General features: G+C 72.3%; 13 protein-coding genes. 10 read left to right on the top strand and 3 right to left on the bottom strand.

Annotated elements, in window-relative coordinates; translation table 11 throughout:
• From VNM44_RS10035 to VNM44_RS10015, 5 genes are all read left to right on the top strand, one after another.
• On the top strand, nt 1-394 hold a 394-nt coding region (locus VNM44_RS10035), incomplete at its 5' end, for a DUF779 domain-containing protein (RefSeq protein WP_325625736.1).
• 206 nt (nt 395-600) lie between these two features.
• Entirely contained in the window at nt 601-1,392 is a 792-nt protein-coding gene (locus tag VNM44_RS10030; protein ID WP_325625735.1) for a citryl-CoA lyase, read from the top strand.
• Nucleotides 1,392-2,693, top strand: coding sequence for a phenylacetate--CoA ligase family protein (locus VNM44_RS10025; RefSeq protein WP_325625734.1), 1,302 nt, complete (start codon nt 1,392-1,394; stop codon nt 2,691-2,693). Before VNM44_RS10030 ends, VNM44_RS10025 begins: the two co-directional genes overlap by 1 nt.
• Nucleotides 2,694-2,701: 8 nt before the next feature.
• Nucleotides 2,702-3,283 (top strand): VOC family protein, encoded by a 582-nt coding sequence (locus VNM44_RS10020; protein ID WP_325625733.1) that lies wholly within the window; start codon nt 2,702-2,704, stop codon nt 3,281-3,283.
• An 8-nt stretch (nt 3,284-3,291) separates the two neighbouring features.
• The gene (locus tag VNM44_RS10015; protein WP_325625732.1) at nt 3,292-3,993 is read left to right on the top strand and encodes a glutathione S-transferase family protein; all 702 of its coding nucleotides are present in this window, start codon (nt 3,292-3,294) and stop codon (nt 3,991-3,993) included.
• 54 nt (nt 3,994-4,047) lie between these two features.
• On the opposite strand, the gene VNM44_RS10010 is transcribed toward VNM44_RS10015, so the two are convergent.
• Nucleotides 4,048-4,350 carry a hypothetical protein gene (locus VNM44_RS10010; protein WP_325625731.1) on the bottom strand — a complete coding sequence of 101 codons (303 nt, stop codon included), beginning with the start codon at nt 4,348-4,350 and terminating at the stop codon, nt 4,048-4,050.
• Between the two features lie 161 nt (nt 4,351-4,511).
• Between VNM44_RS10010 and dapB the strand changes: the two genes are divergently transcribed.
• From dapB to VNM44_RS09990, 4 genes are all read left to right on the top strand, one after another.
• Entirely contained in the window at nt 4,512-5,264 is a 753-nt protein-coding gene (gene dapB / locus VNM44_RS10005) for a 4-hydroxy-tetrahydrodipicolinate reductase (protein WP_325625730.1), read from the top strand.
• Between the two features lie 43 nt (nt 5,265-5,307).
• Nucleotides 5,308-5,625 (top strand): hypothetical protein, encoded by a 318-nt coding sequence (locus VNM44_RS10000; protein ID WP_325625729.1) that lies wholly within the window; start codon nt 5,308-5,310, stop codon nt 5,623-5,625.
• Between the two features lie 89 nt (nt 5,626-5,714).
• Nucleotides 5,715-6,317, top strand: a complete 603-nt coding sequence (locus VNM44_RS09995) for a hypothetical protein (RefSeq protein WP_325625728.1) — start codon at nt 5,715-5,717, stop codon at nt 6,315-6,317.
• Between the two features lie 9 nt (nt 6,318-6,326).
• On the top strand, nt 6,327-7,247 hold the full coding sequence (locus VNM44_RS09990) for a DUF5996 family protein (protein WP_325625727.1): 921 nt from the start codon (nt 6,327-6,329) through the stop codon (nt 7,245-7,247).
• A gap of 10 nt (nt 7,248-7,257) precedes the next feature.
• On the opposite strand, the gene VNM44_RS09985 is transcribed toward VNM44_RS09990, so the two are convergent.
• Nucleotides 7,258-8,085 carry an SAM hydrolase/SAM-dependent halogenase family protein gene (locus VNM44_RS09985; RefSeq protein ID WP_325625726.1) on the bottom strand — a complete coding sequence of 276 codons (828 nt, stop codon included), beginning with the start codon at nt 8,083-8,085 and terminating at the stop codon, nt 7,258-7,260.
• 66 nt (nt 8,086-8,151) lie between these two features.
• Here VNM44_RS09985 and VNM44_RS09980 point away from each other — a divergent pair, with 66 nt between their 5' ends.
• Nucleotides 8,152-8,589: a hypothetical protein gene (locus VNM44_RS09980; RefSeq protein ID WP_325625725.1), complete on the top strand. Its 438-nt coding sequence runs from the start codon at nt 8,152-8,154 to the stop codon at nt 8,587-8,589.
• Here the strand turns inward: VNM44_RS09980 and VNM44_RS09975 are convergent.
• Nucleotides 8,538-8,891 (bottom strand): hypothetical protein, encoded by a 354-nt coding sequence (locus tag VNM44_RS09975; protein ID WP_325625724.1) that lies wholly within the window; start codon nt 8,889-8,891, stop codon nt 8,538-8,540. The genes VNM44_RS09980 and VNM44_RS09975 overlap by 52 nt on opposite strands.
• Nucleotides 8,892-8,901: the final 10 nt, after the last annotated feature.

Below are 8,901 nucleotides of genomic sequence, written 5' to 3'. Positions count from 1 at the left end.
TCAGCTACGACCCGAAGCCGCTCGGGCTGTTCTGACGATGGATGCGGGCGGGACCGGGCGGGTGCAGGCGACCGACGCGGCGCGTGCCGTGATCGAGCGCTTGAAGGCCCGCCACGGCCCGCTCGTGTTCCTGCAATCGGGGGGCTGCTGTGACGGCAGCTCCCCCGTCTGCCTCGCCGCGGGGGAGATCCTGCTCGGCCCCGCCGACCTGCTGGTCGGCGAGGCAGCAGGCTGCCCGTTCTACGTGGACCGCGAGCTGGACGCCCGGTGGAACGAGCCGTCGTTCGTGCTCGACGTCGTCGCGGGCGGCGGCGACACGTTCTCGCTCGAGGGCCCGGACGGACTGCAGTTCGTCGCCCGGGCCCCGAGCGAGACACCTGTGGCTCAGCCGTAGAGGCCGCCGTAGCCGCCGCTCGGCGGGGGAGCGAAACGAGGCGCTACGCGGCGGAGTACCGCCGGCTCGTGCACGAGCGAGTCGACGACCTGGTGATCGCGCTCGCGATGGGCGTGCCGGCCCACACCGCTCGCCGCCCGCTCCGGCGGTGATGGCGGTGCCGAGCAGCTGGCGGGGCGCGGTCCGCACGTGTGACACTCGGTTCGATGCCCGACCACACGCATGGCGAGGCCGTCAGCCACATCGCACAGGCGTACCCGGACAGGGTCGAGGTGCGGGGCCGCGACCTGTGCGGCGACCTGATGGGCCGGCTGACGTTCACCGAGTACTTCCACCTGCTGCTCACCGGCCACGAGCCCACCGAGGAGCAGCGGTACTTCCTCGACCTCCTCCTGGTCGCGATCGCCGAGCACGGGCTGATGCCGACCAACGTGACCGCCAGGATCACGCTCGCGGCCGATCCCGGCTCGCTCCAGGGCGCGGTGGCGGCGGGGATCCTCGGCGCCGGGCCGGTCGTGCTCGGCACGGCCGAGGCGTGCGCGGCGGTGCTCGAGGAGGGCCAGGCGGAGGTTGCGAAGGGACGCGATCCGGACAGCGTCGCGAGCTCGCTCGCCCGAACGGCGCACGACGCCGGAGAACGGTTTCCGGGGTTCGGCCATCCGCTCCACCGGCCGGTCGACCCGCGGGCCGAGCGGATCCTCGAGCTCGCTGAGCGCCGCGGCGTCGGCGGGCCGCACACCCTCCTCGCGCTCAGCCTCCGTGATGCCGTCGCCGACACCTGGGGCAAGCCCCTCGTGATGAACGTCTCGCTGCCGATCGCGTCCGTGCTCCTCGACCTCGGCTTCGCCCGCGACACCGTGAAGGCCGTACCCGTGCTGGCCCGCACCGCGAGTCTCCTGGCGCACCTCGCCGAGGAGCGCGAGTACCCGCTCGGCTTCCACCTCGCGGCCCGGGCGGAGGAGGCGGTCGCCTACGAGCCGCGCGACGCCGGGAACTGATGCTCGCCCCCGAGATCGAGACGCTGGCGTGGGAGGAACAGCTCGCGGTCGACGACGCCTCGCACCGCGCACAGCTCGCATACGTCTTCGCGCGCTCGCCGTTCTACCGGGCCAAGCTCGTCGCCGCGGGCTGCGCCACGGCCGCGGACGCCGGCGGGCTCGCCGACCTCGCCGGCCTGCCGCTGACCGAGAAGCGGGAGCTGCGGGAGACGGTCACGCCCGAGAATCCGTTCGGAGCGCATCTCTGCGCGGCGCCCGAGGAGATCGTCAGGATCCACTCGACGAGCGGCACGACCGGCACGCCGAGCTACATCCCGTTGACCGCGGACGACCTCGAGAACTGGGTGACAGGGTCGGCGCGGAGCTACGCCGCCTCGGGCCTCACGGCCGGCGAGCGGCTCGTCTCGACATATGACGCGGGCCCGTTCGTGGCCGGCGCCGCCCTGGCTGCCTTCGACCGCATCGGTGCCTGTCACGTTCCCCTCGGCACCGGCAACACCGAGCGGCTGCTGACCGCGATCGAGCTCCTCGGCCCGCAGGCCGCGGTCCTGACGCCCTCCTACGCCGCCTACCTGATCGAGGCGGCTGCCGACCGGGGCCTCGACCTGGCGGGGTCGAGCGTCGAGCGCGTCCTCGTCGCCGGCGAGCCGGGCGGTGGGGAGCCCGCCTTCCGCGCGATGCTCGAGGGCGGTTTCGGCGCCCGCGTCACCGAGGCCATGGGGATCGGCGACATCGGGCCTTCGCTGTGGGGCGAGTGCGAGGAACAGGACGGGATGCACCTCGGTGCGCGCGGCTTCGTCCACGCCGAGTTGATCGACCCGGACACGGGCGGCGCGCGGGCGCTCGCGGACGGCGCCTCCGGGGAGCTCGTGCTCAGCCACCTGCGCCATCGCGCAGCCCCGCTCCTGAGGTTCCGCACACACGATCACGTCGAGGTCAAGACGAGCCCCTGCGCGTGCGGTCGTACCGGGCCTCGCATCAGGTGCGTCGGCCGCACGGACGACATGCTGATCGTCCGCGGAGTCAACGTCTTTCCCTCCGCCGTCCGCGAGGTCGTCAGCGGGTTCGTGCCGGAGGTGAGCGGCCACATCGTCGTCCGGCCGCGAGCGCCGGGGGTCAAGCAGGAGCCGCCGCTTCCGGTGCGCGTCGAGCTCGCGCGCGGCCGCGCTGCCGACGACTCGCTCGCCGACGCGATTCGCGAGAGACTACGAGGCGTGCTCGTGGTCTCCACGCGGGTCGAGCTCGTGCCGTGGGGAGCTCTGCAGCGCAGCGAGTACAAGTCGAAGCTCGTCGAGCGGTGAGGAGCGGGATGCGGAAGATCCAGAGCCAGGGCGTGCACCACATCACGATCGTCGGCGCCGACCGGCAGACGTCGATCGACTTCTGGGAGGGGCTGCTCGGCATGCCGTTCGTGTTCGAGCAGCCGAACCTCGACAACGAGTTCGAGAGCCACCTCTACTTCGACCCGGGCGACGGGCGCCTGATCACCGTGTTCACGAACGAGGAGCGGCGGGCGGACCCGGGCCGCCTCTCGCGCGATCCCGGCACGGTGCACCACATCGCGTTCTCGCTCTCGCAGGCGACCTTCGCGCAGGTCGTCGACCGCCTCGACGAGCGCGGGATCCGCCACTCGGGCGTCAAGGATCGCGGCTTCATGGACTCGATCTACTTCGACGACCCGCTCGGGCTGCTGATCGAGCTCGCCTCGTACCGCTTCGAGCCGCCCTTCGGTCTCACCCATGCCGACGTGCTGCTCGAGGCGCACAGGCTGCGGGTCGAACGGAGCGACCACAACATCGACCGCGAGCACCTTGCCGACGCGATCGAGCGGCTCGTCGAGCGCTCGCGACCGTCGCTGTCGGACGACCGCTCGCCGAAGAACCCCTACTAGGAGGTCACATGGCCACGCACACGCTGAGCATCCTCAAGCCGAGCGTGAACAACCTGACGACTCGGATCTTCGTCCGTGCTGCCGGGCTCGACTTCGACGAGGTCGACGTCTGGGGAAAGAAGTCGACGCCCGAGTTCCTCGCGAAGGACCCGGCCGACCTGACGCCGCTGCTCGAGGAGGCCGGCCTGCCGAAGGGCGCGCTCTGGGAGAGCTGCGCGATCATGCAGTACCTCTGCAACAAGCACGGCCTGGATCGCTTCTACCCGACCGATCCGGGCGAGCGCGCGATGGTCGACAGCGCGATGTTCTACCTCGTGGGCACGCTCTACCCGCTCGTCACGCGCGCCACGTATCCGGCGCTCGGCTTCCCACAGTACGCGGGCGAGGTCGGCACGTCCGACGCCGACGACGCGATGAAGGTGAAGGCACAGCAGGACGCCGCGGCGGCGCTCGCGGGGCCGCTCGACGTCTACCGCGCGTGGTTCCTCGACGGTAGGCAGTTCATCGGCGGCGACCACCCGTCGATCGCCGACATCCGCTTCGCGGCATCGCTCGAGTTCCTGCGGGCGATCGACTACGACCTGCCCGCCTGGGCGGAGGAGTACATGGCCTCGATGGAGGCTGCGCTCGGCGAGGCCTACACGGAGCCCGCGACCGACGTGCGCGGCTACATCGACTACGTGAAGTCGCAGGCGCTGCAGCAGGCGTAGGCAGACGAAGGGCCCCGGCTCGCCGGGGCCCTTCGTCTCCCTGATGGTCGATGCTCAGGCGCTGGCGCCGGCCTTCGTGGTCACTCCGAGCGTCGTCGAGAACATGATCTCGCCGACCCGAGCCTCCTTGAGCTCGATCCGGTCGGCCATGTTCTCCGCGACCCACGATGCGGCCGCCCTGTTCGCCGCCTCCGCGTCGTCCGCGCTCTCCCAGGCGCTGAACGAGATGATCTCATCACCGCTCTCGAGGAGCGAGTAGGCCTTGAAGCCGGGCTGCGACTGGAAGATGGGGAGCATCCCGTCCTCCGCCGTGCGCGCGAGCTCGTGCGCGTCGCCCTGGATCGCGTACCTGGCCATGCGTCCGTGCATGGAGCCTCCTGTCCACCGCTTCGACGCCTCGTGGCCCGTCCACGGGCGCCCCCGCGGCCACTTGCGACAAGCGTTACATATCGCGCGCTCGCTGTCACTCAACGCCGGGCCACGCGATTCGCAATGCTGGGCTCCATGGAGGCGACGGCGTGATCCGGGTGTGCGTGGCCGGAGTCACCGGCTGGACCGGGCGGCCCGTCGCGGGCGCGATCGAGGCCGCGGACGACCTCGAGCTGGTCGCCGGCGTCGCACGCTCCGACCCAGAGCACTTCTCGACGGTTGCGGAAGCCCTCGAGGCCGTCCCGGCGGACGTGCTCGTCGACTACACGCACGCAGAGTCGGTCGGAGCGAACGTGCGTGTCGCGCTCGAGCGCGGCGTGGGCGTCGTCGTCGGCTCGAGCGGCCTGACGGCCGAGGACTACGCCGCCATCGACACGCTTGCGCGGGAACGGGGCGTCGGAGTGATCGCGGCGGGCAACTTCTCGCTCTCGGCCGCGCTCGTGCTCCGGTTCGCGCTCGAGGCGGCGGAGCACTTCGACTTCTGGGAGGTGATCGACTACGCGAGCGCCGGGAAGGAGGACGCGCCGAGCGGCACCGCGAGGGAGCTCGCCGAGCGGCTCGCCGCCGTCCACCGGCCGGCGCTCGGCGTGTCGCTCGCGGACGTGCTCGGCGCGCCGAACGCACGTGGTGCGACCGTGGCGGGAACACAGGTGCACTCGCTCCGGCTGCCGGGCTTCGTGGTCTCGACCCAGGTCGTCTTCGCGTCCGGTGGCGAGCGCCTCACGCTCCGCCACGACGCCGGTCCGACGCCCGAGCCGTACGTCGCCGGGACGCTGCTCGCGATCCGCTCGGTCCCGGGCCGGGTCGGCCTCACCCGGGGGCTCGACCGGCTGTTGCCGTGACCGACGGGTTGGCTCACGGCGCCGGGACGGATATACAGGCGGCATGCACGTCACGGTGACGAGGACACGTGGCCCGATCGACCAGCCGGTCGAGATCGCGACGCTCGCCGGCGAGGAGATGATGCCCTGGCTCGGTCAGATCCAGGGGTTCGAGGGGCTGTTGATGCTCTCGAACGAGAACGACGGGACGACGCTCGTGATCTCCTTCTGGGAGAGCAAGGAGGTTGCGGACGAGCACCGGGTCGCCCGCGCGGAGTTCCGCGACCGGATCACCGCGACCGTCGACGTGCACGTCGAGGACGTCACCGATTACGAGCTCACGTTCGCGAACCTGGGCACCTGGCCGCCCGACGGCGCATAGCGCGGCCCTGCCGTTGCGGGATTCCCGCGAGCCGGTTCGGACGACCCGCGGATGCGCCCGGCCCCCCGTTCGGCCACCATGGGTGCGAGATGTACGCGCGCTCCGTCGACGACGCGGGTGCCCGGCTCCGGGAGCTCGGGCGCCGGGGGTGGGAGAGCCTCGGCGTCGGCGTGGCCGCGTTCGGGCTCGCGCTCGGCGCGACGCAGGCATACCCGCCGCTCGCCGTGCCGCTCTTCGTCGGCGGGCTCGTCCTCCTCGCGTCGGGTGTCCGGGCGATCTGGCGGCACTGGGACCTGCTCGACTGGTTGGCCGACGAGCGCGACGCGTACGTGATCCCCGAGGTGCTCGCGCGCGCGAGGCGCGAGACGACGACGGAGCGCAGGCGCACCTTTGCGGCAGACGTCCGGAGCGTGCTCACACACGCCGCCGGCTACAGGCCGCGCGCCGACGTCGCCGAGGAGCTCGAGGCGCTCGCGGCGGAGCTCGACGATCCCGGTCTGGTGTTCGACCCGGCCTGCGCCGTCGCCTGCATGCGCCTCCTGAGCGACCCCGGCAGCCCGCTCTTCGATCCGGCGGCATGCGATGCCGAGGTCCAGGGACGCATCGCGCGGATCAGGGCCGGGTTCTCGACCCGGGAGCGCGGCGGGACGGCCGACGCGCGCGCCGCGGACGGCGAACCGCTCTACGTCTAGGCTGAGAACATGGTCACCGGTTGGCCCGCGATTCCCTTCGACGCGTGGCGTGTGACCTGCGACACGCTGCACGCCCACACGCAGGTGCTCGGGAAGCTCGCGGTCGCGCTCGCACCGCGGGAGCCGCAACTCCAGCACGCGGCCCTGCGGCTCACCGCGCGCGGCTGGGAGACGCGACCGCTGCCCGCGCCCGACGGGTCCGGCGCTCTCGTCGTCGCTCTCGACCTTCACGCCCACGAGACGGTGGTGGAGTCGAGCGGCGGCCGTGTGGCACGGGTCTCGCTCACGCCGAACAGGCCCGTCGGCGAGGTGACGCGCGAGGTGCTGCGCGCGGTTCGCGACGCCGCGGGTGACTTCGCGATCGACCTGACCCCGCAGGAGGTCGACTGGCAGGCGCCGCTCGACGAGGACGAGGAGCATGCGACGTACGACCCGGCTCAGGTCTCGGACTACTTCGCGGCCGCAACGCACGCGGCGCTCGTGCTCGCGGCGCTGCGTGCGCCGTACCGCGGCAGGTCGACGCCGGTAAACGCCTGGTGGGGCTCGTTCGATCTCGCGGTCTCGCTCTACTCCGGCCTCCCGGCCCAGCCGCCGGCGGAGGACTTCATCACGCGGAACGCGATGGACGCCCAGGAGATCACCGTGGGCTGGTGGCCCGGGGACGCGCGCTACCCGCGTGCCGCCTTCTTCGCGTACGCGCACCCGGCGCCCGACGGGATCTCGGACGCCGTGCTCGACCCGCCCGCCGCCCGCTGGGACGCGACTCTGGGCGAGTTCGTGCTCGACTGGGACGCCGTCGTCGAGGCGGAGGACCCGCACGCGACGGCGGTCTCGTTTGCGCGCTCCGCCGTGACCCACGCGTGCGCCGCGTGCGGCTGGGACGCCGCGTTGGCGGCCAGCGTCCACGGGACGCCGCCTCCCGTCGCCTGAGCCGCCGGAGCTACGAACCGCCGGACGCCCGCCGGAGCCAGACCGGCGCGGCGATCGAGAGCCCGAGCCCGTCGAGCGCGCTCGCGGGATTGCCGCGGACGATCGTCAGCCACCCGCGCGGGTCGACGAGGACGCCGTACTCGCCGGCGGCGAAATCGGCGTACGTGCTGCCGCGCTTCGCCTCCGCCGCGCCGGACACCGCCTCGATCGTGATGGTCGTCTCGCCGTCGAGGCCCGCCGCTTCGAGGTCGGCCGGCCGCACGTTCAGGTGGACGTTGCCGAAGCGGTTGAAGTCGATCACCTCGCACGTGATCTTCCCCGGCTCGATCTCCGGCGCGGCCATCTCGACGACGGCGAGCGTCGCGGGGTCGAGCTCGCTGCCGAGCTCGGCGATCGGGGCTCCGCCCGCGAGCGCGGCGGCCGCCGGGCAAAGGGTGTCCGGCGCCCGGAATGCCTCGCTGTGGGGCCGGCGCACGATCTCCGGTGACGTGAGCTCGACCGCGGAGCGAATCCCCCCGGCCGCGTCCCACGCGAGGGAGAGGAGCCCGTTGTCCGGGCCTACGAGGTGGCGGCCGCTGCCCGTCTCGATCGCGATCTCGCGGTCCTTCCCGACGGTGGGGTCGACGACGGCTAGCACGACCGCCTGCTCCGAGATGTACGGCATCGAGTCCGCGAGGAGCAGCGCGCCCGAGCCGACCTCGAGCGGGCGGACGAGGTGCGAGAGGTCGACGATCGGGCACTGCGGCGAGATCCCGCTCATGACGGCGTGGCACAACCCGACCCATTCGTTGCCGAGCCCGAAGTCGCTCAGGAAGACGATCGGCCGGGGCGCGGGCATCCGCGCAAGCATGCTCCGGTGGGCCGGGCGATGCAAGGAGCATCGCGGGCGACCCGGACCCTGCATATGCTGCGGCCAGGAGGTGAGCCGACGGCGTTCACGATCCGTCCCGTCGAGTACCACTACGCAACCGTCCGCGACGAGCTCGGAGCGGCGTACCGTGTGCTCGCCGCGCTGGCGGAGCGGGGCGTCGGCCTCCTCGCCTTCACCGCCGTGCCCAGCGGGCCCGAGCTCGCGCAGTTCGCGTTGTTCCCGGACGACCCCAACAAGCTCGCCGCAGAAGCACGGGCGGCAGGGCTCGCGCTCGACGGCCCTTACCACGCGCTGCTCGTCCAGGGAGACGACGAGCTCGGCGCGCTCGCGCACGTCCACCAGCGGCTCTTCGACGTCGGCGTCAGCGTGTACGCCTCGACCGGCGTCACCGACGGCCGCGGCGCGTTCGGCTATGTCGTCTACGTGCGCGAGGACCAGTTCGAGAAGGCGGCCGAGGCGCTCGGCATCTGACCCTCGCCGCCGGCCGGCTCGAGGCCTGGCATCGTCACCGCGATGAGGTAGAAGACCGCCGCCGCCGAGTGATCCGGCTGGACGAGCACGACGACGCCGACGCCGCTGCCGGGAAGCGCGTCGAGCACGAGCGGCATCGTCACGGCGAGCGTCTCCGCCGTGAGGCCGACGGCCGTCGAGCGTCCCATGCCCGCGAAGACGACCGTTCCTGCGAAGAACGCGAGTCGCAGGAGGTCGAGCGGATCGCGGACGAGCGAGTTCCGGTCGCCGAGCAGGAGGTACCGGCGGTCGAGCGCTCTCATGCTGCCATGC

The sequence above is a fragment of the Gaiella sp. genome (assembly GCF_035558935.1).
Lineage (GTDB): Bacteria > Actinomycetota > Thermoleophilia > Gaiellales > Gaiellaceae > Gaiella.
The sequence above is the reverse complement of the archived record's forward strand: the minus strand, read 5'-3'. Positions and strand labels throughout refer to the sequence as shown.

What these genes read in the sequence shown, in the direction of transcription:
- VNM44_RS10030 (WP_325625735.1), top strand. Translation starts at nt 601, where the DNA reads ATGCCCGACCACACGCATGGCGAGGCCGTCAGCCACATCGCACAGGCG.
- VNM44_RS10025 (WP_325625734.1), top strand. Translation starts at nt 1,392, where the DNA reads ATGCTCGCCCCCGAGATCGAGACGCTGGCGTGGGAGGAACAGCTCGCG.
- VNM44_RS10020 (WP_325625733.1), top strand. Translation starts at nt 2,702, where the DNA reads ATGCGGAAGATCCAGAGCCAGGGCGTGCACCACATCACGATCGTCGGC.
- VNM44_RS10015 (WP_325625732.1), top strand. Translation starts at nt 3,292, where the DNA reads ATGGCCACGCACACGCTGAGCATCCTCAAGCCGAGCGTGAACAACCTG.
- VNM44_RS10010 (WP_325625731.1), bottom strand. Translation starts at nt 4,350, where the DNA reads ATGGCCAGGTACGCGATCCAGGGCGACGCGCACGAGCTCGCGCGCACG.
- VNM44_RS10000 (WP_325625729.1), top strand. Translation starts at nt 5,308, where the DNA reads ATGCACGTCACGGTGACGAGGACACGTGGCCCGATCGACCAGCCGGTC.
- VNM44_RS09995 (WP_325625728.1), top strand. Translation starts at nt 5,715, where the DNA reads ATGTACGCGCGCTCCGTCGACGACGCGGGTGCCCGGCTCCGGGAGCTC.
- VNM44_RS09990 (WP_325625727.1), top strand. Translation starts at nt 6,327, where the DNA reads ATGGTCACCGGTTGGCCCGCGATTCCCTTCGACGCGTGGCGTGTGACC.
- VNM44_RS09985 (WP_325625726.1), bottom strand. Translation starts at nt 8,085, where the DNA reads ATGCCCGCGCCCCGGCCGATCGTCTTCCTGAGCGACTTCGGGCTCGGC.
- VNM44_RS09980 (WP_325625725.1), top strand. Translation starts at nt 8,152, where the DNA reads ATGCTGCGGCCAGGAGGTGAGCCGACGGCGTTCACGATCCGTCCCGTC.
- VNM44_RS09975 (WP_325625724.1), bottom strand. Translation starts at nt 8,891, where the DNA reads ATGAGAGCGCTCGACCGCCGGTACCTCCTGCTCGGCGACCGGAACTCG.